The organism is Hydrogenophaga pseudoflava (assembly GCF_031020795.1).
Lineage (GTDB): Bacteria > Pseudomonadota > Gammaproteobacteria > Burkholderiales > Burkholderiaceae_C > Hydrogenophaga > Hydrogenophaga pseudoflava_A.
The window spans coordinates 597,483-620,918 of record NZ_JAVHJP010000001.1; the positions used below are offsets into that span (position 1 = coordinate 597,483).

At 67.4% G+C, this 23,436-nt stretch carries 20 protein-coding genes; 12 read left to right on the forward strand and 8 right to left on the reverse strand.

Translation table 11 applies throughout. The features are described 5' to 3' along the window. Positions 1-92 precede the first annotated feature (92 nt). Positions 93-767, reverse strand: a complete 675-nt coding sequence (locus RCO38_RS02935) for a Crp/Fnr family transcriptional regulator (protein WP_308326797.1) — start codon at positions 765-767, stop codon at positions 93-95. Positions 768-918: 151 nt separating this feature from the next. Here RCO38_RS02935 and trxB point away from each other — a divergent pair, with 151 nt between their 5' ends. The 3 genes from trxB (at position 919) to rpmG (ending at position 2,460) form a co-directional block, all read left to right on the forward strand. Further along, on the forward strand, positions 919-1,866 hold the full coding sequence (trxB, locus tag RCO38_RS02940) for a thioredoxin-disulfide reductase (RefSeq protein ID WP_308326798.1): 948 nt from the start codon (positions 919-921) through the stop codon (positions 1,864-1,866). A gap of 178 nt (positions 1,867-2,044) precedes the next feature. Beyond that, positions 2,045-2,278, forward strand: coding sequence for a 50S ribosomal protein L28 (gene rpmB / locus RCO38_RS02945; protein ID WP_056269541.1), 234 nt, complete (start codon positions 2,045-2,047; stop codon positions 2,276-2,278). 11 nt (positions 2,279-2,289) lie between these two features. Then, complete coding sequence (gene rpmG, locus RCO38_RS02950) at positions 2,290-2,460, forward strand: 50S ribosomal protein L33 (RefSeq protein WP_056269543.1); 171 nt, start codon at positions 2,290-2,292, stop codon at positions 2,458-2,460. 105 nt (positions 2,461-2,565) lie between these two features. Here the strand turns inward: rpmG and RCO38_RS02955 are convergent, their stop codons facing one another. Continuing rightward, complete coding sequence (locus RCO38_RS02955; protein ID WP_308326799.1) at positions 2,566-3,792, reverse strand: DesA family fatty acid desaturase; 1,227 nt, start codon at positions 3,790-3,792, stop codon at positions 2,566-2,568. Positions 3,793-3,929: 137 nt separating this feature from the next. Continuing rightward, the gene (locus RCO38_RS02960; protein WP_308326800.1) at positions 3,930-5,195 is read right to left on the reverse strand and encodes an RsmB/NOP family class I SAM-dependent RNA methyltransferase; all 1,266 of its coding nucleotides are present in this window, start codon (positions 5,193-5,195) and stop codon (positions 3,930-3,932) included. Positions 5,196-5,230: 35 nt separating this feature from the next. Between RCO38_RS02960 and RCO38_RS02965 the strand changes: the two genes are divergently transcribed. The 3 genes from RCO38_RS02965 (at position 5,231) to RCO38_RS02975 (ending at position 8,365) form a co-directional block, all read left to right on the forward strand. Then, positions 5,231-6,850 carry a peptide chain release factor 3 gene (locus RCO38_RS02965; protein WP_308326801.1) on the forward strand — a complete coding sequence of 540 codons (1,620 nt, stop codon included), beginning with the start codon at positions 5,231-5,233 and terminating at the stop codon, positions 6,848-6,850. Next, positions 6,847-7,671: a helix-turn-helix transcriptional regulator gene (locus RCO38_RS02970; RefSeq protein WP_308326802.1), complete on the forward strand. Its 825-nt coding sequence runs from the start codon at positions 6,847-6,849 to the stop codon at positions 7,669-7,671. Before RCO38_RS02965 ends, RCO38_RS02970 begins: the two co-directional genes overlap by 4 nt. A 79-nt stretch (positions 7,672-7,750) precedes the next feature. Continuing rightward, the gene (locus tag RCO38_RS02975) at positions 7,751-8,365 is read left to right on the forward strand and encodes a LysE family translocator (RefSeq protein WP_308326803.1); all 615 of its coding nucleotides are present in this window, start codon (positions 7,751-7,753) and stop codon (positions 8,363-8,365) included. A 10-nt stretch (positions 8,366-8,375) separates the two neighbouring features. On the opposite strand, the gene purN is transcribed toward RCO38_RS02975, so the two are convergent. Beyond that, complete coding sequence (gene purN / locus RCO38_RS02980; protein WP_308326804.1) at positions 8,376-8,963, reverse strand: phosphoribosylglycinamide formyltransferase; 588 nt, start codon at positions 8,961-8,963, stop codon at positions 8,376-8,378. A gap of 48 nt (positions 8,964-9,011) precedes the next feature. Between purN and RCO38_RS02985 the strand changes: the two genes are divergently transcribed. From RCO38_RS02985 to RCO38_RS02995, 3 genes are all read left to right on the forward strand, one after another. Further along, entirely contained in the window at positions 9,012-9,683 is a 672-nt protein-coding gene (locus RCO38_RS02985) for a YceH family protein (RefSeq protein WP_308326805.1), read from the forward strand. A 77-nt stretch (positions 9,684-9,760) separates the two neighbouring features. Then, positions 9,761-10,942 carry an acyl-CoA dehydrogenase family protein gene (locus RCO38_RS02990; RefSeq protein WP_308326806.1) on the forward strand — a complete coding sequence of 394 codons (1,182 nt, stop codon included), beginning with the start codon at positions 9,761-9,763 and terminating at the stop codon, positions 10,940-10,942. Positions 10,943-10,953: 11 nt separating this feature from the next. Beyond that, positions 10,954-12,069: an acyl-CoA dehydrogenase family protein gene (locus tag RCO38_RS02995; protein ID WP_308326807.1), complete on the forward strand. Its 1,116-nt coding sequence runs from the start codon at positions 10,954-10,956 to the stop codon at positions 12,067-12,069. 16 nt (positions 12,070-12,085) lie between these two features. Here the strand turns inward: RCO38_RS02995 and RCO38_RS03000 are convergent, their stop codons facing one another. The 4 genes from RCO38_RS03000 to RCO38_RS03015 all read right to left on the reverse strand — a co-directional run bounded on the left by RCO38_RS03000 (position 12,086) and on the right by RCO38_RS03015 (position 18,682). Beyond that, positions 12,086-14,077 carry a methyl-accepting chemotaxis protein gene (locus tag RCO38_RS03000; protein ID WP_308326809.1) on the reverse strand — a complete coding sequence of 664 codons (1,992 nt, stop codon included), beginning with the start codon at positions 14,075-14,077 and terminating at the stop codon, positions 12,086-12,088. Between the two features lie 10 nt (positions 14,078-14,087). Then, complete coding sequence (locus RCO38_RS03005) at positions 14,088-17,663, reverse strand: PAS domain S-box protein (RefSeq protein WP_308326810.1); 3,576 nt, start codon at positions 17,661-17,663, stop codon at positions 14,088-14,090. Between the two features lie 16 nt (positions 17,664-17,679). Further along, positions 17,680-18,048: a response regulator gene (locus RCO38_RS03010; protein WP_308326811.1), complete on the reverse strand. Its 369-nt coding sequence runs from the start codon at positions 18,046-18,048 to the stop codon at positions 17,680-17,682. 76 nt (positions 18,049-18,124) lie between these two features. Beyond that, the gene (locus RCO38_RS03015; RefSeq protein ID WP_308326812.1) at positions 18,125-18,682 is read right to left on the reverse strand and encodes an HNH endonuclease; all 558 of its coding nucleotides are present in this window, start codon (positions 18,680-18,682) and stop codon (positions 18,125-18,127) included. 139 nt (positions 18,683-18,821) lie between these two features. Here RCO38_RS03015 and RCO38_RS03020 point away from each other — a divergent pair, with 139 nt between their 5' ends. From RCO38_RS03020 to lspA, 3 genes are all read left to right on the forward strand, one after another. Then, complete coding sequence (locus RCO38_RS03020; protein ID WP_308326813.1) at positions 18,822-19,889, forward strand: bifunctional riboflavin kinase/FAD synthetase; 1,068 nt, start codon at positions 18,822-18,824, stop codon at positions 19,887-19,889. Positions 19,890-19,997: 108 nt separating this feature from the next. Next, entirely contained in the window at positions 19,998-22,916 is a 2,919-nt protein-coding gene (ileS, locus tag RCO38_RS03025; protein ID WP_308326814.1) for an isoleucine--tRNA ligase, read from the forward strand. Beyond that, positions 22,916-23,422, forward strand: a complete 507-nt coding sequence (gene lspA, locus RCO38_RS03030; RefSeq protein WP_308326815.1) for a signal peptidase II — start codon at positions 22,916-22,918, stop codon at positions 23,420-23,422. The genes ileS and lspA overlap by 1 nt, the downstream gene beginning before the upstream one ends. Positions 23,423-23,436 lie beyond the last annotated feature (14 nt).

A 23,436-nucleotide genomic window follows, 5' to 3' on the forward strand; every position in this document is an offset into this window, starting at 1 on the left:
AGCTTACCGCAAGGGGGCACACGATCCGGGTGATGCCGGACCCGGAATGTGACCAGTCGTCAGCCGACGGACAAGGGGAGACGATGGCCGGATCAACCCAGCGAGGTCAGACGTTCCTTGATGATGGTGCTGCCGTCTTCATCGACCTCGATGAAGCCCCGGTCCTCCAGATCCTTCATCACCCGGCTGACCATTTCACGCGAGGCACCGATCATCTTGGCCACGTCCTGGCGCGAGACCCGCTCGCGGATGACCAGCCGCCCGTCCTTGTCGGGCACTGCAAATTCGAGCAAGGCCCTGGCCACACGCCCGTACACATCCATCAGCGCCAGGGACTCGATCTTGCGATCGGCGTGCCGCAGGCGAAGCACCAGGCCCTTCATCACGGCGTAGGCCATGGACGTGTTCTCGGGCAGGCAACGCGCAAACTCCACCCGCCCCAGGATCAGCACATCGGTCTGCACTTCGGCGCGCACCGTGGCCGAATGGGGCTGGTTGTCGATCAGACTCATCTCGCCCACATAGTCCCCCGGGTTCATGGTCGCCAGGATCACCTCCCGCCCCCTGGAGTCGGTGGTGACCACCCGGGCGCGCCCGGTGAGCACGATCGCCAGAAAGTTCGACTTCTTGCCCTGCTCGACGATCACCTCTCCGCGCTTGTAGCGCCGCTTGACCACGGCCTCGGCCACGGATTCGGCCTGGGCCTGCGTGAGCGTCGAGAACAGGGGAACCCGACGGATCAGATCCAGATTGGACAGGATGGCCATGTCTAAAACCTTTGCGTTGAATGCGCCCAAAGCGCGTTTCATACAATGCCGATCAACCCTCAGCGCTGCGGTGTGACCGCCGGACCACATGTCCCTGAGCACACCCACCGACTCTAAACCACTTGCCCTGAAGATCGATGGGGCCGTCGAAATGAAGCATACGAAAGTTCTTATTCTCGGGTCTGGCCCCGCCGGATACACCGCGGCGGTCTATGCAGCCCGCGCCAACCTGGCCCCCGTTCTGATCACTGGCATTGCACAGGGCGGTCAGCTCATGACCACCACCGAAGTCGACAACTGGCCCGCGGACGTGCACGGGGTCCAGGGGCCGGATCTGATGCAGCGCTTTCTCGAGCATGCCGAGCGCTTCAACACCGAAATCGTGTTCGACCACATCAACGCGGTGGATCTGTCCAAGCGCCCGTTCGTCCTCACGGGCGACAGTGGCCAATACAGCTGCGACGCCCTGGTCATTGCCACCGGCGCATCGGCCCGCTACCTGGGCCTGCCCTCCGAGGAGGCGTTCATGGGCAAGGGTGTGAGTGCCTGCGCCACCTGCGACGGCTTCTTCTACCGAGGCCAGGAGGTGGCCGTGGTGGGCGGCGGCAACACCGCCGTCGAAGAGGCGCTGTACCTGTCCAACATCGCCAGCAAGGTCACGCTGGTGCACCGGCGCGACAGCTTCCGGGCCGAGGCCATCTTGATCGACAAGCTGATGGACAAGGTGAAGGAAGGCAAGATAGAACTCAAGCTGCACAGCGTGCTCGACGAGGTGCTCGGTGATGCCAGCGGTGTGACCGGTGTGCGGCTGAAAAACATGCAGGACGGCAGCACCGAGGACGTCGCCGTCAAGGGCTGCTTCATCGCCATCGGACACAGCCCGAACACCGGGATCTTCAAAGACCAGCTGACCATGAAGGACGGCTACATCGTCACGCAGTCCGGCAACAACGGCATGGCCACGATGACCAGCGTTCCGGGCGTGTTCGCCGCTGGCGACGTGCAGGACCATGTGTACCGGCAGGCCATCACCAGTGCAGGCACGGGGTGCATGGCCGCGCTGGATGCGCAGCGTTTCCTAGAACAGCACGAGGGCTGACACAGCGCCGACGACCGGAGGTAGGCGGATCTGCCGCCTCGGGCTATAATGCTCGGCTTTGCTGCAAATGGCCTTCTGGCCGTGCGTTGCAAATTCAGGGTTACCGCCACCCTTTTTCTGGCGAGGTGAGGCCCCTACCGCTCGGGTAGCGGCCGTTTGATGTAATCGGAGTGTCCTCATGGCACGCGTCTGCGACGTCACGGGCAAGAAGCCCATGGTCGGGAACAACGTTTCCCACGCCAACAACAAAACCAAGCGCCGGTTCCTGCCGAACCTGCAATACCGCCGTTTCTGGGTCGAGAGCGAGAACCGCTGGGTTCGTCTGCGCGTGTCGGGCGCTGCCCTGCGCCTGATCGACAAGAACGGTATCGACGCTGTGCTCGCCGACCTGCGCGCACGTGGCCAGGCTTAAGGAGTCACGACATGGCAACCAAAGGCGCACGCGAGAAGATCAAGCTGGAATCCACCGCTGGAACCGGTCACTTCTACACCACCACCAAGAACAAGAAGACCACGCCCGAGAAGATGCTGATCAAGAAATTTGATCCCAAGGCTCGCAAGCACGTGGACTACAAGGAAATCAAGCTGAAGTAATTCAGCGCCGATTCCGGTTCAAACCAACAAAAAAGCCGCTGTGGAAACAGCGGCTTTTTTGTTGCCCGCACCACCTCACCTCGTGGCGCGGGCGGTCCGATACCGTCAGGCGCGCGCCGAGCGCAGCTGGATCGAAAAATCGCGCAGGGCGGCAATGCCACTCTCTTCGGCGCGACGGCACCAGGCCTGAAGATCGGCCGCCAGCTGTTCACGCGTGGCGTTCGTGCCCGTCCAGAGTGAACGCAATTCTTCCCGCATGGTGACCATCTTGTCGAGCACCGGGTGCTCGGCGCGGGCCTGCGCCAGCTTGGGCTTCACCGCTGCCGGCACCTTGTCGTCGTCGCGGTGCAGCCAGCGGCGGGCGGCCTCCAGCGCGGACACATCGCCGCTGCGGCTCTTGAGTGCTTCAACTTCCCGCTGGCAGGCCACACGCAGTTCACGGGCATAACCGGCCATGACCTCGTAGCGGTTGGCGATGATCGCCTCCAGGGTCTTTTCGTCCGCCACCGGCTTGACCGCACCGAAGGCCATCTTCGGCGGCAGCTTCTTCACCGAAGCCAGTCCGAATGTCTTCAGGATGGTGATGTACATCCAGCCGATGTCGAACTCATAGGGCTTGACCGACAGTTTGGCCGAGGTCGGGTAGGTGTGGTGGTTGTTGTGCAGCTCTTCGCCGCCGATGATGATGCCCCAGGGCGAGACGTTGGTGCTGGCATCCGCCGCCTCGAAGTTGCGGTAGCCCCACCAGTGCCCGATGCCGTTGATGATGCCGGCGGCGGTGATGGGAATCCAGGCCATCTGGATCGCCCAGACCGTCAGACCGAGTGCACCGAACAGCGCCACGTCGATGATCAGCATCAGGCTCACGCCCAGCCGCGAGCGACCCGTGTAGAGGTGGCGCTCGACCCAGTCGTCGGGGGTGTTGTGGCCGTAGCGGGCCAGGGTTTCCTGGTTCTTGGCCTCGGCGCGGTACAGCTCACTGCCTTCGAAAAACACCTTCTTGATGCCGAAAACCACGGGGCTGTGCGGATCGCCTTCGTGCTCGCACTTCGCATGGTGCTTGCGGTGGATCGCGGTCCACTCCTTGGTGACCATGCCGGTGGTCATCCACAGCCAGAACCGGAAGAAGTGCGACGCAATCGGGTGCAGGTCCAGCGAACGGTGGGCCGAGTGGCGGTGCAGGTAGATCGTGACACTGGCGATGGTGATGTGCGTCATCACGAGTGCCGCGATGATGGCCTGCCACCAGGTGGCCTGCGAAAGGCCGTAGGCCAGAAACTGAATCAGCCCGTCCCAGAGAGAGGACAGGAGGCCTTGATCGGAAGAAAACATTGATTTCCTAGGTACGCGCCCGGCGCAACAACATCGCGTTCCCGCTGCGGGCGCCTGGCGGGAAAGCCCGCAATTTTACCGGCGGGGGTCCAATTTCCCAAGTCGTTCGCCACCATGTGAAATCAGGCCTCGCCGTGTCAGCCATTTTTCTGCCATGCCCCGGCAAAGAAGCCGTCCGTGCCATGCCGGTGCGGCCACAGCCGCATGTGCCGACCCTCCGGACCGCACAGAGAGGCCGCGTCTTCGACCTGGGCCGAGGCCAGCAGTTCGGCCACCGGCAGAGACTCCAACTCAGGGTGCGCCGAACCGAAGGCCGCCGCCACGGCTTCGTTCTCCTGGGGCAGCAAGCTGCAGGTCGCGTAGACCAGCCGGCCACCGGGCTTGAGCAGGCGGGCGGCGCTGTCCAGGATGCGCTGCTGCAATTCGCTCAACGCGGCCACCGTCTCGGGCGTCTGGCGCCATTTCAGGTCGGGGCTGCGGCGCAAGGTGCCCAGACCCGAACAGGGTGCATCGACCAGCACCCGGTCCATCTTGCCGGCCAGCCGCTTGATGCGCTCGTCGCGCTCATGGGCGATGGCGACCGGATGCACGTTCGACAGACCGCTGCGCGCCAGCCTGGGCTTGATGGCATCGAGACGGTGGGCTGAGGTATCGAAGGCATAGAGGCGGCCGGTGTTCTTCATGGAGGCGCCAATCGCCAGCGTCTTGCCACCGGCGCCTGCACAGAAGTCGGCCACCATCTCCCCGCGTTTGGCGCCGAGCAACAGGGCCAGAAGCTGCGAGCCTTCGTCCTGCACCTCGACCTCGCCCGTGGTGAACAGGGGCAGCCGCGCCAGATTGGGCTTGCCTTCCAGCCGGATGCCCAGCGGTGAGTGGGGCGTCGGCTGCGCCGCCCATCCGGCGCTGCGGATACCGGCCAGCGCCACATCGCGCTTCTGCTTGAGCGCGTTCACCCGCAAATCCAGCGGTGCCGGGCGCAGCAGGCTGTCGGCCAGGGCATCGAACTCATCACCGACCTGCTCACGCAGCGCCTGCGCCAGCCACTCGGGCAGGTTGTGGCAATGCGGCGCCAGCAGCTGTTCATCGCCCACCTTTCCGCAGGCATCCCACCAGTCCTTTTCTGCGTCGGTCAGCGCGCTCTTGAGAAAGTCGCGCTCTCCGGGAAAGCCCAGGATGGCCAGCCGCCGCCACTTGGAGCCGCTGCCCGAGCGGGCCAGCCACTCGTATTTCAGCCGTTCGCGCAGCACGGCAAACACGGTGTCGGACAAGGTGGCGCGCTCACGCGGGCCGAGCGACTTGTTCTCGCGGAAATGGCGCGCGACCACGGCATCGGCGGGGTGGTCGAACTTGAAGACTTTCTCGATCAGGCTGGCGCTTTCGTCCAGGAGGGCTTTCGGGTGCATGGCCGGTATTGTCCCACCGGGGATAATCGTGGGTTATGTCCGACATCGCCCAACAGGTGCAGCGCCGCCGCACCTTCGCCATCATTTCCCACCCCGACGCGGGTAAGACCACCCTGACCGAGAAACTGCTGCTGTTCTCGGGTGCCATCAACATCGCCGGTTCGGTCAAGGCGCGCAAGGCCGCGCGCCACGCCACCTCCGACTGGATGGAAATCGAAAAGCAGCGCGGCATTTCCGTGGCCTCGTCGGTGATGCAGATGGAGTACCGCGACTGCGTCATCAACCTGCTGGACACCCCGGGCCACCAGGACTTCTCGGAAGACACCTACCGCGTGCTGACCGCCGTGGACGCGGCGCTGATGGTGATCGACGCCGGCAACGGCGTGGAGCCGCAGACCCGGCGCCTGCTGCAGGTCTGCCGCGCGCGCAACACGCCCATCCTCACCTTCGTCAACAAGATGGACCGGGAGGTCAAGGCCCCGCTGGACCTGATGGACGAGATCGAGCGGGAGCTGGGCATGACCGTCGTGCCTTTCACCTGGCCTGTGGGCATGGGCAAGACCTTCCGAGGCGTGTACGACCGCCGCGAGGACCAGATGCGCGTGTTCGCCGCCGGTGAAGACCGCCGCGGCGGTGATGAGGAAGTGCTGGCCGGCCTCGACAACACAGAGAGCGCCAGCCGTTTCGGCATGGAATGGAGCACCGCCAAGGATGAGCTGGAGCTGGTCGAAGGCGCCTCGCCTGCCTTCGACAAGGACGCCTTCCTGAATGGCACGCAGACGCCCATGCTGTTCGGCTCGGCAGTCAACAACTTCGGCGTGCGGGAGGTGCTCGACGCGCTGGTGGACCTGGCCCCGCAGCCCGGCGCCAAGGCCGCGATCCAGCGCACGGTGGAGCCGACGGAGCCCAAGTTCAGCGGCGTGGTTTTCAAGATCCAGGCCAACATGGACCCGGCGCACCGCGACCGCATCGCCTTCGTGCGCTGCGCCAGCGGCCACTTCGAGCGTGGGATGCGCCTGAAGGTGGTGCGCAGCGGCAAGGAACTGCGCCCGAACACCGTGGTGAGCTTCCTGTCGCAGCGCCGCGAGCTGCTGGACGAGGCCTTTGCCGGCGACATCATCGGCATCCCGAACCACGGCGTGCTGCAGTTGGGCGACACGCTGACGGAAGGCGAGGCCCTGCAGTTCACCGGCCTGCCCTTCTTTGCGCCGGAAATCATCCGCAGCGTGGAAGTGGCCGATCCGCTCAAGACCAAGCAGCTGCGCGCCGGCCTGACGCAGTTGGGTGAAGAGGGCGCGATCCAGGTGTTCCGCCCCATCGCCGGCACGGTGCTGTTGCTGGGCGCCGTCGGTCAACTGCAGTTCGAGGTGGTGGCGCACCGCCTGGAGCACGAATACGGCGTGCGCGCCCGCATCATGGGCAGCAACTACAACGTGGCGCGCTGGGTGACCTGCGCGCCCGAAGACGGTGGCGAGCAGGAGCTCAAGCGCTTCATGGACGCCAACGCCCACCGCGTGGCCCTGGACGCGGTGGACGCCCCCACGGTGTTGCTGGACCACATGGCCACGCTGCGCGCGGTCGAGGCCAACTGGCCCAAGATCAAGTTCCACGCGATGCGCGAGCACGCGGGCCTGGTGTTCCACAAGTCGATGTGAGTCCTGCTCCCCACCACCACGCCCGCCTCCGGCGCGGCCCCGTCGATGGGGTGCATGCCGAGGAGCTGCACAGTGGCCGCAGCTTCGGCCGCCACTGGCACGACGGCTATGGCTTCGGCGTGATGGAGGCGGGTGGCCACCGCTCGGCCAGCGGGCGCGGCACGGTCGAGGCACTGCCCGGCCATATCGTGACGTCCAACCCCGGCGAGGTGCACGACGGCCATCCGCTGCAGCGCCTGCCCCGGCGCTGGCGCATGGTCCATGTGTCCGCCGCAGCCATGGCACGGCTGGTGGACGGCGAAGCGCGCGAGTTCACGCGGCCGGCGTTCGATGACCCTCGCATCCGCACGGCCATGGCGAGTCTATTTGCGCGCTGGGACGAGGCGGATGGCGAGGGCACGGCCACCACCGCGTCCGCCTGCGAGGAAGCGCTGACCCAGGTCTGCGGGCTGCTGGCCGTGCACCACAGCAACCGCCGCGTGGAGATGCCGGCGCCGGCCGCGCTGGACAGGGTGTGCGACAGCCTGCTGGACCAGCGCGACGCCCCGCCGAACCTCGACCAGCTGGCCCGTCTGGCCTGCCTCTCGCGCTTCCAGCTGGTGAGGCAGTTCGCGCGCTGGAAAGGCCTGCCGCCGTTCGCCTGGCTGCAGCAGCAGCGCCTGCGCGAGGCTCGCCGCCTGATCGCCACCGGCTCACCGCTGGCCGAGGCGGCCGTGGCCTGCGGGTTTGCCGACCAGAGCCACCTGCACCGGCAGTTCGTGCGCCACTTCGGTTTCACACCTGGGCAATGGCGCCGGACCATGGCCGGCGCCTTGCAATAACGTTCAAGACCGGCAGACCTGGACGGGACACAGTGGGGCCACCGACCCACGCGGTCCTGTCATCCTCCGGAGCCTGCCCATGATCAGCCTTGAATTCCTGCTCACGTCCCTTGTGGTGGTGGTCACCCCGGGTGCTGGCGTGCTCTTCACCGTGTCCACCGGGCTGTCCCGCGGCCGCGTGGCCAGTGCCTGGGCGGCGCTGGGCTGCACGCTGGGCATCGTGCCTCACATGGCGGCCACGGCCATGGGGCTGACCGCGGTGATGCACGCAGGGGCGCTGGCCTTCCAGGCGCTGCGCATCGCAGGCGTGCTCTACCTGCTTTACCTGGCAGTGATGACCTGGCGCGACCGCTCGTCGTTCCAGCCTGGCGCGGCCAGTTCGCCGAGCCACCCAGCCCGGCTGGTGGGCAAGGCCGTGCTGCTGAACCTGCTCAATCCCAAACTCACCCTGTTCTTCATGGCCTTCCTGCCCCAGTTCATGGACCCCGCCGACCCGGAGCCCATGCACCGTTTCACCGCGCTGAGCACGGTGTTCATGGCCATGACCTTCGGCGTGTTTGTGCTGTACGGCGTGGCGGCCCACGCCTTCCGCCAGCACGTGGCCGGTTCGACCCGTGTGCAGGACGCGCTGCGCCGCGGCTTCGCGCTGGCGTTCGCCGCCATGGCGGGCAAGCTGGCCCTGGGTGGCCGCTGATCGCGGTGGATCAGGCCCCGGAGGCCAGCAGGCGCTCGACCACCCGCGGATAGATCAGGTGCTCCTGCGTGAGCACGCGGGCAGCGAGGGTCTGGGCGGTGTCGCCCGGCAGCACCGGCACCACCGCCTGGTCCAGGTACTCGCCATGGTCCAGTTCGGCGGTCACGCGGTGCACGGTGCAGCCGGCGAACCTGCAGCCCGCGTCGATGGCGCGCTGGTGCGTGTGCAGGCCCGGGAAGGCCGGCAGCAGGCTGGGGTGGATGTTCACCAGCCGGCCTTCGTAATGCTGCACGAAACCGGGCGTGAGGATGCGCATGAAGCCGGCCAGCACCACCAGCGCAGGCTGGTAGTGGTCGATTTCAGCCATCAGGGCCGCATCGAAGGCCTCGCGCGAGGCGTAGGCCTTGTGATCGAAACTGGCGGTCGGGATGTGCTGTTCGCGGGCCCAGGCCAGGCCGCCGGCCTCCGCCTTGTTGCTGATGACGGCCGCCACCTGCGCGCCAAAACGCTCGCGCCAGCGGCCTTTTCGGGCCGCCTGCACGATGGTGGCCATGTTGGAGCCGCCGCCTGAGATGAGAATGACGATGTTCTTGTTCACGACCCGATGTACTGACCGATTCAACGCCCTATGGGGCCGCCAAGTGTAATGACCCACGACTTCCGCACCCGCCCGCTCTCTGCCGCCGAAGCCCGCGTGCTCGCCACCCTGATGGAAAAGGCGCGCACCGTGCCCGACAGCTACCCGCTTTCGCTCAACAGCCTGCACAGCGGCTGCAACCAGAAAACCGCACGCGAGCCGGTGATGACGCTGAGCGAAGCCGAGATCGGCGACGCCCTCGACGTGCTGCGCGACTACAGCATGGTCATCGAGTCCAGCGGTTCGCGCGTGCCGCGCTACGAACACAACTTCCCGCGCGCGGCCAGCGTGCCCGACCAGTCGGCCACCCTGCTCGGGCTGCTGATGCTGCGCGGCCCTCAGACCGCAGGTGAACTGCGCATCAACGCCGACCGCTGGTACAAGTTCCTGGACATCGCCTCGGTGGAGGCCTTCCTGGAAGAAATGCTGGACCGCGCCGAAGAAAAAGGTGGGCCGCTGGTCGTCAAGCTGCCGCGTGCGCCGGGCGCACGCGAGCAGCGCTGGGCGCACCTGCTGTGCGGGCCGGTGGACACGTCGGCCCCCGCTGCATCCGAAGTCCCATCCGGCGACAGCGCGCTGGCCATGCGCGTGGCGGCCCTGGAAGCCTCGGTCGCGACCCTGCAGGCGCAGCTGGCCGACCTTAACGAGCAGCTGGGTTTGTCGCAGCCCGGACAGCCCTAAAACGAACGGTCGTGCGAAACTTCGTGGATCGGGCCGCCCCCCCGGCGACCACCGATCACCCGACCACGGAGACAAGCATGGATTTGGCATTCACGCCGCAAGAGCTGGCGTTCCGCGACGAGATTCGCGGCTGGGTCAAGGACAACCTGCCCGCCGACATCGCCCACAAGGTCCACAACGCGCTGCGCCTCTCGCGCGACGACATGCAGCGCTGGGCCAAGATCCTGGGCCAGAAGGGCTGGCTGGGCTACGGCTGGCCCAAGGAATTCGGCGGTCCCGGCTGGACCGCCGTGCAGAAGCACCTGTTCGAAGAGGAATGCGCGCTGGCCGGTGCGCCCCGCATCGTGCCCTTCGGCCCGGTGATGGTGGCGCCGGTCATCATGGCCTTCGGCAACAAGGAGCAGCAGGAACGCTTCCTCCCGGGCATCGCCAGCGGCGAGGTCTGGTGGAGCCAGGGTTACAGCGAACCGGGCTCGGGCTCGGACCTGGCCTCGGTCAAGACCCGCGCCGAGCGCCAGGGTGACCACTACCTCGTCAACGGCCAGAAGACCTGGACCACACTGGGACAGTACGGCGAGTGGATCTTCTGCCTGGTGCGCACCTCCACCGAAGGCAAACCCCAGACCGGCATCAGCTTCCTGCTGATCGACATGAAGTCGCCCGGCGTGACCGTGCGACCGATCAAGCTGCTGGACGGTGAGTGCGAGGTCAACGAGGTCTTCTTCGACAACGTCAAGGTGCCGGCGGAGAACCTGATCGGCGAAGAGAACAAGGGTTGGACCTACGCCAAGCACCTGCTCAGCCACGAGCGCACCAACATCGCCGACGTCAACCGCGCCAAGCGCGAACTCGAGCGCCTCAAGCGCATCGCCCGGGCCGAAGGCGTGTGGCACGACGACCGCTTCCGCGACCAGATCGCCCTGCTGGAGGTCGACATCGTCGCGCTGGAGATGCTGGTGCTGCGCGTCCTGTCGGCCGAGAAATCGGGCAAGCAGTCGCTGGACATCGCCGGCCTGCTCAAGATCAAGGGCAGCGAGATCCAGCAGCGTTACGCCGAGCTGATGATGCTGGCCGCCGGGCCGTTCGCCCTGCCCTTCATCGAAGAGGCCATGGAGGCCGGCTGGCAGGGCCACTTCCCGGGGGGCGGCGGGGCCAACGCGCCGCTGGCCTCGACCTACTTCAACATGCGCAAGACCACCATCTACGGTGGGTCCAACGAAGTGCAGCGCAACATCGTCGCCCAGACGGTCCTCGGCTAAGGAGACAGAGCATGGATTTCGATTTTTCCGACGACCAGGAACAGCTGCGCGACGCGGTGCGCAAGTGGGTCGACAAGGGCTACGACTTCGAGCGCCGCCGAGCCATCGTGAAAGCGGGGGGGTTTGACCGTGCGGCCTATGGCGAACTGGCCGGGCTTGGCCTGGCCGGTCTCTACGTCAGTGAAGACGACGGTGGCCTGGGCATGGGCCCGGTCGAAGGCATGGTGGTGATGGAGGAGCTGGGCCGCGGCATCGTGCTGGAACCGCTGGCGCAGACCCTGATCACCAGCGGCGTGATCGGTGCCTACGCCGGTGCCGACGTGAAAGCCACCTGGCTCCCGAAGATCGCGGCCGGCGAGGCGCTGGTGGTGCTGGCGCAGCAGGAGCGCGGCGCACGCTACCGGCTCGACGTCTGCAACACCTCCGCCACCCAGACCGGCAGCGCATGGACCGTCAGCGGCACCAAGAGCGTGGTGCCGGCGGGCGACCAGGCCGATGCTTTTATGGTGCCGGCGGTGGCCAACGGCCAGATCGCGTTGTTCATCGTGGAGCGTGGCGCCAGCGGTGTGAACACCCAGGGTTACGGCACGCAGGACGGTGGCCGCGCGGCCGAGGTGGCGCTGCACAACGCACCCGCCACCCTGGTCACGAACGACGGGCTGACCGCGCTGGAGCATGCGGTGGACATCGGGATCGCCGCGGCCTGCGCCGAGGCGGTGGGCGTGATGGACAAGACCGTGGCGGTGACGGCCGAGTACCTGAACACGCGCAAGCAGTTCGGTGTGGCGATCGGCAGCTTCCAGGCCCTGCGCCACCGCATGGCCGACATGAAGATGCAGCTGGAACTGGCGCGCTCGATGAGCTACTACGCCAGCCTCAAGCTCAACGCGCCGGCCGAGGAACGCCGCCGCGCCCTCTCGCGCGCCAAGGTGCAGCTGGGGCAATCGATGCGCTTTGTGGGTCAGCAGGCGGTGCAGCTGCACGGCGGCATCGGCGTGACCGACGAGTACATCGTCAGCCACTACTTCAAGAAGCTCACCCAGCTGGAAATGACCTACGGCGACACCCTGCACCACCTGGGCGAGGTGTCGGCCCGCATGGAGGACACGGCGGGCGTGTTCGCCTGAACCCCCGGGCCGCCGGTCAGTGCAACGCGGTCTCGTCGGGGACCGCCTGCGTCTGCTGCAGCAGTCCCTTGAGGGCCCCCATCATGGCGCGCGAGCACTGCTGGATGCCCTTGCCGGGTGAGAGCATGGCCTCCACCTCCGTGTAGCGCCCTTCGTTGACGGCGTCGGCGGCGCGGCCGATCTCCTGGTGCAGCGACTTGTGCTGCCGCACCAGTTCGCGAAACACCGGCGCATGGCCCCAGCCCTGGCCCCCTCCGGCGATCCAGTGGCCCAGGTCGCAGCAGTCTTCGCGCCGCAGGGTGTTGGCGTCCATGCGCAGCTTGCGCATGACGGCATTGCGCAGGTCCACCACGTACTGCTGGTGCTGCTGCATGACCGACTCGACTCCGAGCGATGCCTCACCTGCCTTGCCCTCGCGGCGCAGGGCCACCGCATCGGTCTCGGCCAGCGTGATGTCGCGTGGCGTGAGGCGGAACACCCGGATCGAGTCGTGCACCTGCTCGACCTGGTGGTTGAGCGACTTCGCGGCAGCCGCGAGCTCCTCGACCATGGCGGCGTTCTGCTGCGTGATGCCGTCCAGGTCGCTCAGGGCCATGCTCACCCGGGACACCCCGGTGGACTGCTCGCCCGTGGCGTGGCTGATGTCCTGCAGCACCGCGCTCACGCGTTCGACCGAGTGCATCGCCTCGTCCATGCGCGTGCGCGCCTCGGAGGTGCGGCTGGCCCCGTCGTCGACGCGGCCACGCGACTCCTCGATCAGCTGCCGGATCTCGCTGGACGCGGCCGAGGTGCGCTGCGCCAGCGCCCGCACCTCCGAGGCCACGACCGCAAACCCGCGCCCCTGCTCGCCCGCACGCGCCGCCTCGACCGCGGCGTTGAGGGCCAGGATGTTGGTCTGGAACGCCACGCTCTCGATCACCTGGATGATGTCGCCGATGCGGCGCGAGGATTCGGCGATGCCCTGCATGGTCTCCGCCACGGCGACCACGGCCTCGTGGCTGCGCCGCGCGGCACCCGAGGTCTCGCGCGCCACCTCGGCGCCGTCGCGCGCGAGCTGGCTGGTGTGCTGCGTCGTGCCGTTGATCTCTTCCATGGACGAGGCGGTCTGCTCCAGGTTGGCCGCCTGGGTTTCGGTGCGCACCGACATGTCCTGGTTGCCCGATGCGATTTCCTGGGAGGCGCCGCGCAGGTTGGCCACCTCGTGCCGCACGTCGCGCACCACCGTGCGCACCGACACGACCAGTTGCGCCAGCGCCAGCTGCAGTTGCCGGATCTCGCCACGCCCGTCGACCGTGACGAAGCTGGTGAGGTCACCGCTGGCGATCAGGTTGGCCGTGTCCACCAGGTCTTTCAACGGCTTGAGCGCCACGCGCGAGCACAGCCAGGCTGCGCTGCCGACGGACGCCAGCATGAGCGCCAGCAGCACGGGCATCGGTACTCCTAACAGCGCCCCGAGCAGCGGCCCCAGACCGGCCCAGACGCACAGCAGCGCCAGCTGCACCCGCAGGCTCGGGCGCCGCAGCCGCGCGAGCCTGCCCACGACGCCGGAGCGCAGCACCTCGCCGTGGCGCAGGCGGTGCACCAGCTTGCCGGCCTCGGCTTCCGCACGCATGGTGGCGTACAGCGACTCGGCGGCCGCAATGTCCTGCTCTGCGGGCTTGGCCCGCACCGACAGGTAGCCGACGATGCGGTCGCCGCTGCGCACCGGTGTCGCGTTGGCGCGCACCCAGTAGTGGTCGCCATTCTTTCGGCGGTTCTTGACCAGGCCCGTCCAGGGATGGCCGCTTTCGATCGTGGCCCACATGTCGCGAAAGGCTTCCTCCGGCATGTCCGGGTGGCGCACCAGGTTGTGCGGCTGCCCCATCAGCTCCTGCCGGGTGTAGCCGCTGACCGAGACGAAGCTCGAATTGCAGTAGGTGATCCGGCCCTTGAGGTCGGTGACCGAGATCAGCGTCTGGTCGGCAGGGAAGTCGTAGGCCCGCTGACTGACCGGTAGGTTTTTTCTCATGCTCTGGCTTTCATTCGATCGAAACGTCCACCGCATCCAGCGGTGTCAACAGACGGGCACATTCCTCGGCAGCGCCCTGGAAATCCATGTCTTCCATGCACTGGTTCAGACGCTCAAACCGCAGATCACGGGCACCGGCCTGCGCCAGCCGCCACTGTTCGTGAGCATCAATGGCGTCCATATCGGCCGCATCCAGCAGGTCCTTGAGCGGCCTGAGGGCCGCCAGACTGTGCAGCCGAGAGGCTTCGTCTGCCACGCAGGGGCCGGGCGGGTCCGCGGGCGGCACATCCATGCCCTGCGGCAACGCCCGCAGGACTTCCTGCAACGCCGGGGCCAGCCCGGCCAGGCGCTGGGACCAGCCGGCCCCCGGGGCGCCGGTGCGCAACAGCTGCTCAACCTCGGCGCACGCGGCCGCCAGGTGGTCGGCCCCGACCACCCCGGCGCTGCCCTTGAGCTGGTGCACCGCATCGGCCGCGGAGGTCCAGTCGCCGCGCGCGGCGCGCGCCTCGGCCTGCTTCAGCAACAGAGTGGCCGCGTCCTCGAAACGGCACTGCAGCTGCGTCAGCAGGACCTCGTTGCCCCCCAGCCGGCGCAGGGCACCGGCGTTGTCCAGCGTCACCGGCTGGGTCGGCGCAGAGGAAGTACCGGGTACAGCGGCGGCGCCTTCCGGGGCGTCGGCGTGCTGCGTGAAGTGGCGCAGCAGACGCACCACCTCGGCGATGTCGAACGGCTTGCCGATGTGCGCATTCATGCCGGCCTTGAGACAGTTGTCCCGGTCGGAACTCAGCACGTTGGCGGTCATGGCGATCACCGGCAGCTGCGTCAGCCCCAGTTCGGCGCGGATCCGCTCGGTGGCCCGCAGACCGTCCAGCACCGGCATCTGCATGTCCATCAGCACGGCATCGAAGTCCTGTGGCCGGGCGCCCAGCACCTCGACCGCCGCCAGCCCGTTTCCGGCCAGGGTCACCTGAGCACCCTCGCGCGCCAGCATGGACATCGCCACCTCCTGGTTCAGCGCGTTGTCTTCCACCACCAGCACCCGCAGGCCTGCCAGCGGCTGTTCCTCGGACGCACCCGTCCCACCCGGGGCCGAAACAGGCAGGGCAGCGGGCACTTCGGACTCGCCGGCGACGGGCAGGCGGATCTCGAACGAAAAGCGGCTGCCTTGCCCGGGCGTGCTGACCAGACCGATGTGCCCCCCCATGGCGTTCACCAGGCTCTGGCTGATGGTCAGGCCCAGACCCGAGCCACCGAAGCGCCGGGTGGTCGACGACTCTCCCTGTGAGAAGCTCTCGAAGATGGACTGCTGCAGTTCGGGTGCGATGCCGATGCCAGTGTCCTCCACCTCGAAGCGGATGCCCACCTGGCCGGCGCCTTCGTCCACACGGGCCCAGCGCATGACCACGCGACCGCGTTCGGTGAACTTCACGGCGTTGCCGCCCAGATTGATCAGCACCTGCTTGAGCCGGATGGGGTCGCCGACCACCACACCGGGCAGGTCCGGATCAATCTCGAAAACGACGTCCAGCGGCTTGCCGTCGCGCGCACCGTCCAGGATGACCTCCAGCTCCCGCCGCAGATCGCCCAGGCGGAACGGGAGGCGGTGCAGCCGCATCATGCCGGCCTCGATCTTCGAGAAGTCCAGGATGTCGTTGATGATGTCCAGCAGCGACCGGGCGGCCAGACGCGACTTGCCCACCATGTCGGCCTGCCGGGCGTCCAGACTGGTGTCTCCCAGCAGGGACAGCATGCCCATGATGGCGTTGATCGGCGTGCGGATCTCATGGCTCATGTTGGCCAGGAACTGGCCTTTGCTCAGCACGGCCGCGTCGGCCTGGATCAGCGCCGACTGAAGCTCCGTCACGTCGTACCGGAACACCACCCGGTAGCCGTCGGCGGTGACCCGGTCGACGAAGCGGATCCACCGTCCATCGGCCATCTGCCGGATGCGGTCGGGGGCGTTCTTGAGCGGTGCCCTGAGCACCTCGTGCACCCACTCGCTCTCGCGGCCTTGTGCGTCCAGGAACAGGCCGCGCTCGGCCACCCGCCGCAGCAGGTCCTCATGGCGCATGCCCTGCCGGGGCGCATCATGGGCCGGCATCCAGGCGGCGTACTCGTCGTTGAAATACACCAGCCGGTTCTCCGGATCGAACAGGGCGAACGCCTCGCCCACGGCGTCCATGGCGCTGTGCAGGATGCGCTGCTCTTCGCGGATGCGCTGCTGCGCCAGCACCTGCTGTGTGTAGTCCTGCACCGCACCGATGATGCGGCCCTGCGTCCGGTCCGCGGCATCGGTGTCCGAGTCTCCGTAGCTGGCCACCATCTTGACCCAGCGCGCCGTCGCGCCGGACACCTGGCTCACCGGCGCAACCAGGCTGACCTCGTCCCTCCGGCGTTCCACCAGCTCCCTCAGCTGCTGGCGGACCACCAGGCGAGCGCCGGAATCGAACGCGCGCCACAGATCCTCCAGCGAGCGCAGGTCCTGATCGTCGGCCCCCAGCAGTTGGCGGCACTCGGGCGTCAGGTGCAGCATGCCGGCAGCGGGCAGTGCATACCACCCGCCCACCCCCGCCAGCTGGCTGGTGCGCGCCAGCAGCGTCTGGCTCTTGCTCAGTTCGATGCGCGCCAGGCGGTGCTCCGAGATGTCCGACTGGATCGCGACGTACTTCTCGATCTTCCCGCTAGGGCCGACGAAGGGCGTGATCAGGGTCTGCACCCAGTACAGCCGGCCCTGTTTGCTGCGGTTGCAGATCTCGCCGCGCCAGGGCAGGCCGCGCTGGATGCGCGACCACATGTTGCGCCAGAAATTGGCGGTGTGCCAGCCGGAACCGAGCAGACCGAAGCTCTGACCCATGAGCTCGGCCTCGGTGTACCCGCTGATCTCGACAAAGCGCCGGTTGACGCGGGTGAACCGCCCGTTCGCGTCGGTCTCTGCAACGATCACGTACTCGTCCAGGGTGCGCATCATCGCGTCCCGCTCCCGCAGCGTCTGCCGGAAGGACTCCCTGACACGGAACTGTGCGTCGATGTCCACCAGCACAGCAACGTAGCCACAGAAGGCGCCGTCTGCATCGCGCCGGCACGTCAGGATCAGTCGCACCCAGCGGTCGCGGCCATCGCGGTAGCGGTGCAGCAGCTCGATGTCGATGTCCAGCTGGTGGCGCAGGGCATCGCGCACCCGCTCCGTGGTGACGGGGTCAGCATGCGGGGACCGCAACCAGCGCCCGGGACCACCGCCGCGCACCTCGTCCAGTCGGTAGCCGGTGTCGCGCTCGAACGCCTCGTTGCACCAGACCACCCGGACGTCGTTGTCGGTGACCACCACCGGACTGCCGGCGTGCTCGGCCACGCTGGCCATCATGGTGAGCCGTTCGTGCAGCGCAGCCACCTCGCGGCGGGTGCGGGCCAGCACCCGCCGCTGCCACGCCCCCGCCAGCACGAGCGTCAATCCCGCCACCAGCAGGGTGATCCGCATCAACACGGTGTCGTCCCCATCGCCCAGGCCACCCAGCACCCCGAAACCCGCCCCCGTCAGCACCAGCGCGGCGGACAGCTGGCGCAGGGGCCGGAACGCGTGCATCAGCATGGTGTGTCCGCCGTCGTCAGTGCCACCGCTGCAGCAGCGTGCCCAGGGCGTCCATGTCGAGCGGCTTGACCAGGTACGCGTCGGCACCGGCCTGGCGGTAGAACCCCCAGTCGGCCCCCAGGTCGTCCCCGCTGACGAGCACCACTGGCAACTGCCGATGCCGCTGGCGGAGACGGGCCAGTGTCTCCATCCCGTCCAGCACCGGCATCCGCAGATCCAGCAGCACCACGTCGAACGACTGCCGCTCCAGCAGATCCAGCGCCGCCTGACCGTGATTGGCCAGGGCGCCCGTATGGCCCAGGGACTTGAGGAGGCGCGCAGCCGCCCTCAGTTGCAGAGGGTCGTCGTCGGTGACCAGCAGTCGAAGCGCGCGCGCGGGAGCCATGAACCCATGCTAGCGGGCGGCCCGTTCTCAGAACCCCGGAAAAGACGGGCCTTTCCGGCCAGTCACCCGGCACCGCTCAGGCGTGCAGCCGGGAGGTCTTGGGCAGGTGCGACATCAGGAACTCCATCTGGTCCGCCAGGATGCGGCGGTTGCGCAGGATGAAGTCCTCCCAGAGGCTGGGCACGTACGGGGCGTAGAGCAGCGGCATGTGGGCCTGCTCGGGCGTGCGGTTGCCCTTGCGGTGGTTGCAGGACTTGCAGGCGGTGACCACGTTCATCCAGATGTCGCGGCCGTTCTGGGCCATGGGAAGGATGTGCTCGCGTGTCAGCTCGTCTTCGTGGAACTGGTGGCCGCAGTAGCCGCAGAGGCAGCGGTCGCGGGCGAACAGCTTGGCATTGGTCAGCGTCGGCCGCAACTCGAAGGGGTTGATGTTGGGCACGCCCTTGGTGCCGATGATCGAGTTGACGGTGATGATCGACTGCAGGCCGGTGACCGCGTTGTGCCCGCCGTGGAACACCGCCACCTCCGCGCCCATTTCCCAGCGCACCTCGTCCGCGGCGTAGTGCAGCACGGCTTCTTCCAGGCTGATCCACGATTGCGGCAGCCCCTGGGCAGACAGCTTCAAGACCTTCAAGACCTGGCTCCTTCAACTGAAACTGAAGAGGCCAGCCGCATCGTCACCTGCGGCTGGTGCGCCCGCAGGGCAGTGCCCGCGGGGCTGTGTCAATATAGCGTGCTTTTGTGACGCCCTCGCGAACCCCGCGCAATCCCTCATGAAAATCCTTCGCGGCCTCTGGAACCGCAACGAGCCTGCCGTGCAGGGCTGCGCCCTGACCATCGGCAATTTCGACGGCGTGCACCGTGGCCACCAGGCCATGCTGGCGCTGCTGCAGAACGAGGCACGCCACCGGGGGGTGCCCACCTGTGCCATGACCTTCGAGCCGCACCCGCGCGACTTCTTCGCCGCAGTGCACCGCAAGCCCGAACTGGCACCCGCCCGCATCGCGACCCTGCGCGACAAGCTCGAAGAACTGGAGCGCTGCGGCGTGGACCAGTGCGTGGTGCTGCCCTTCAACCAGCGCCTGGCGTCGCTGCCGCCACAGGCCTTCATCGAGGACATCCTGGTGCGGGCGCTGGGCGTGAAGTACGTGCTGGTGGGCGACGATTTCCGCTTCGGCGCCCAGCGAGCGGGCGACTACGCCATGCTGGACGCCGCCGGCGAGCGCTTCGGCTTTGACGTGGCGCGCATGCAGAGCTACGAAGTGCACGGCATCCGTGTGAGCAGTTCGGCGGTGCGCGAGGCCCTGGCCGAGGGCGACATGGAGCGCACCGCCGCCCTGCTCGGACGGCCCTACGCGATCAGCGGTCACGTGGTGCACGGGCGTAAGCTCGGTCGCCAGCTGGCCGAAAGCGCCCCGGGACGAGGCGACGGCTTTCGCACCTTGAACCTGCGCTTTTCGCACTGGAAACCGGCCGCCAGCGGCATCTTCGCGGTCCATGTGCACGGCCTCAACCCCTCCGGTGAACCCCTCGAGGGCGTGGCCAACCTGGGTGTGCGCCCCTCGCTGGACCCCAACGACGTCAATGGCGGCCGGGTGCTGCTGGAAACCCATTGCCTCGACTGGCCCGCGGGGCTCTCGGCCAGCCTGCCCGGCGGGGAGGCCTACGGTAAAATCATCCGGGTGGAACTGCTGCACAAACTGCACGACGAGCTCAAGTACGACAGCCTCGACGCCCTGACACAAGGGATCGCCCGGGACTGCGACGAGGCTCGCGCGTTTTTTGCCTCGCTGCACACCCAGACGCGCCGCCAGACCACGCGCGACCGAATTCAAGGCTGACCGCCGCCCGGTCGCCGCCCCTGCACAGGCTCGGGGCGCCCAGCCCCCCTTGCGGCCACCGCGCCGCCCGCCGAGCCTGCTTGCCCAACCCACCGAAAGCCGAACACCATGGCTGAAAAGAACGAGAACGCCAGCGGCGGCGCCTACCGCGCCACGCTGAACATGCCCGACACCACCTTCCCGATGCGCGGCGATCTGCCCAAGCGCGAACCCGGCTGGGTCGGGGAGTGGAACGAGGGTGGCCTGTACCAGCGCCTGCGCGTGGCCCGCCAGGGCGCCCCGCTGTTCGTGCTGCACGACGGCCCTCCCTATGCCAACGGCAAGCTGCACATCGGCCACGCACTGAACAAGGTGCTCAAGGACATGATCGTCAAGAGCCGCCAGCTGGCCGGCTTCGACGCCCAGTACATCCCCGGCTGGGACTGCCACGGCCTGCCGATCGAGAACGCGATCGAGAAGCTGCACGGCCGCAACCTGGGCCGCGACGACATGCAGGCCAAGAGCCGCGCCTACGCCACCGAGCAGATCGACCAGCAGCGCGAGGACTTCAAGCGGCTGGGCGTGCTCGGCGACTGGGAGCGCCCCTACCGCACGATGGACCCGGCCAACGAGGCCGGCCAGATCCGCGCCTTCAAGCGCGTGATCGAGCGCGGCTTCGTCTACCGCGGCCTCAAGCCCGTTTACTGGTGCTTCGACTGCGGCAGCTCCCTGGCCGAATTCGAGATCGAATACGCCGACAAGAGGAGCGACACGCTGGACGTGGCCTTCGAGTCGAACGACCCGGCCGGGCTGGCCCAAGCCTTCGGTCTGGCCGCCCTGCCGGCCGGAAAGCAGGCCTTCGCGGTGATCTGGACCACCACCGCCTGGACCATTCCGGCCAACCAGGCCCTCAACGCCCACCCCGAGCTGGAGTACGCCCTGGTCGACACGCCCAAGGGCGTGCTGCTGCTGGGCGCCAGCCTGGTCGAGAAGTGCCTGGAGCGCTTCGGCCTGACCGGCAACGTGCTGGCCACCGCCAAGGGCGAGGCCCTGCGCGGCCAGGTGTTCCGCCACCCCTTGTACGACCTGCCGGACGACATCAACGTCCCGGGCAACGAATACAGCTACAAACGCCTTTCGCCCCTGTACTTGGCCGACTACGTGAGCGACGGCGACGGCACCGGCATCGTGCACTCGGCCCCCGCCTACGGCGTGGACGACTTCAACAGCTGCGTCGCCCACGGCCTGAAGTACGACCAGATCCTCAACCCGGTGCTGGGCAACGGCGTCTACGCCGACGAACTGCCGCTGTTCGGTGGCCAGCACATCTGGAAGGCCTGCCCGGTCATCATCGACACCCTGCGCGAACACGGCCGCCTGATGGCCACCCAGGCCATCACCCACAGCTACCCGCACTGCTGGCGCCACAAGACGCCGGTGATCTATCGCGCCGCCGCGCAGTGGTTCGTGCGCATGGACGAGGGCGAAGGCGTCTTCACCAAGGACAAGGCGCCCAAGACCCTGCGCCAGCTGGCGCTGGACGCGATCGACCACACCAGTTTCTACCCCGAGAACGGCAAGGCCCGCCTGCGCGACATGATCGCCAACCGGCCCGACTGGTGCATCTCGCGCCAGCGTTCGTGGGGTGTGCCCGTGCCCTTCTTCCTGCACAAGGATTCGGGCGAGTTGCACCCGCGCACCATGGAAATCCTCGACCAGGCGGCCGACATTGTGGAAAAGGGCGGCATCGAGGCCTGGAGCCGCGTGACGGCCGAAGAGATCCTGGGCGCCGAAGACGCGCCGCAGTACACCAAGAGCACCGACATCCTGGAAGTCTGGTTCGACTCGGGGTCGACCTTCTGGCACGTGCTGCGCGGCAGCCACGCCAAGGCCTACCCCAACGGTGCATCGCACGCACAGGGCCCCGAGGCCGACCTCTACCTCGAAGGCCACGACCAGCACCGCGGCTGGTTCCACAGCTCGCTGCTGCTGGGCTGCGCCATCTACGACCGTGCCCCGTACCGGGGCCTGCTGACCCACGGCTTCGCCACCGACGGCCAGGGCCGCAAGATGAGCAAATCGCTGGGCAACACGGTGGAACCGCAGTCGGTGACCAGCAAGCTCGGCGCCGAGATCGTGCGTCTGTGGGTGGGTGCGACCGACTACTCGGGCGACCTGAACATCGACGACAAGATCCTGGCCCGCGTGGTGGACGCCTACCGCCGCATCCGCAACACGCTGCGCTTCCTGATGGCCAACACGGTCGACTTCGACCCGGCCACGGACGCTGTGCCGCTGGACCAGATGCTGGAGATCGACCGCTACGCCCTGGCCCGCGCCAGCGAACTGCAGGCCGAGATCCTCAGGCACTTCGACGTCTACGAGTTCCACCCGGTGGTGGCCAAACTGCAGGTGTACTGCTCGGAAGACCTGGGCGCGTTCTACCTCGATGTGCTCAAGGACCGGCTCTACACCACCGCCCCCAAGAGCCTTGCGCGCCGCTCGGCCCAGACCGCGCTGCACCAGATCACCCACGCCATGCTGCGCTGGATGGCGCCCATCCTCAGCTTCACCGCCGAGGAAGCCTGGACCGTGTTCGCCAAGGACTCGACCAAGGGCTCGATCTTCTTCGAAACCTTCAGCGCCCTGCCCTCGGCCAACGAGGCGCTGCTGGCCAAGTGGAACCGCATCCGCGAGATCCGTGACGTGGCCAACAAGGCCATCGAGGACCTGCGCGCCGCCGGCCAGGTCGGAGCGTCGCTGCAAGCCACGCTGACCATCGCCGCCGGCGCGGACGACGCGGCCTTGCTGCGCGCGCTGGGCGCCGACCTCAAGTTCGTCACCATCACCTCGGCCGTGACCGTGGTCGATGGCGCCGAGCTGGCCGTGACCGTGACACCCAGCACCGCCACCAAGTGCGAGCGCTGCTGGCACTACGCGGACGATGTGGGCAGCCACGCCGAACACCCGACCCTGTGCGGCCGCTGCGTGGGCAACCTGGCCGAAGCGGCCGGCACCGGCGCGGGCGAAACGAGGAGCGTCGCCTGATGGCCAAGACCAAGGCAAGCCTCTGGCCATGGCTCGGTCTGGCCGCTGTCGTCTTCCTGCTGGACCAGTTCACCAAGACCCTGATCCTGGGCTACTACCAGCTGGGCGACAGCACCTACGTCACCAGCTTCTTCAACATCGTGCGGGTGCACAACACCGGCGCCGCCTTCTCGTTCCTGGCCTCCGCCGGTGGCTGGCAGCGCTGGCTATTCACCGGCATCGGCATCGCGGCGGCCGTGTTCATCGTGTGGATGTTGCGCTCTCACCCCGGACAGAAGCTGTTCGCCTTCGCGCTGTCCTGCATCCTGGGTGGCGCCATCGGCAACGTGGTGGACCGCGTGCTGCACGGCTACGTGGTCGACATGCTGGATTTCCACTGGTCCTTCCTGTCGGGTATGTTCCCGGGCGGCCATTTCCCGGCGTTCAATCTGGCCGATGCGGGCATCACGGTCGGCGCGGTCGCACTGATCCTCGACGAAATCCTGCGGGTGAAGAAGAGCCGTTAAACCGTCGGCACTCC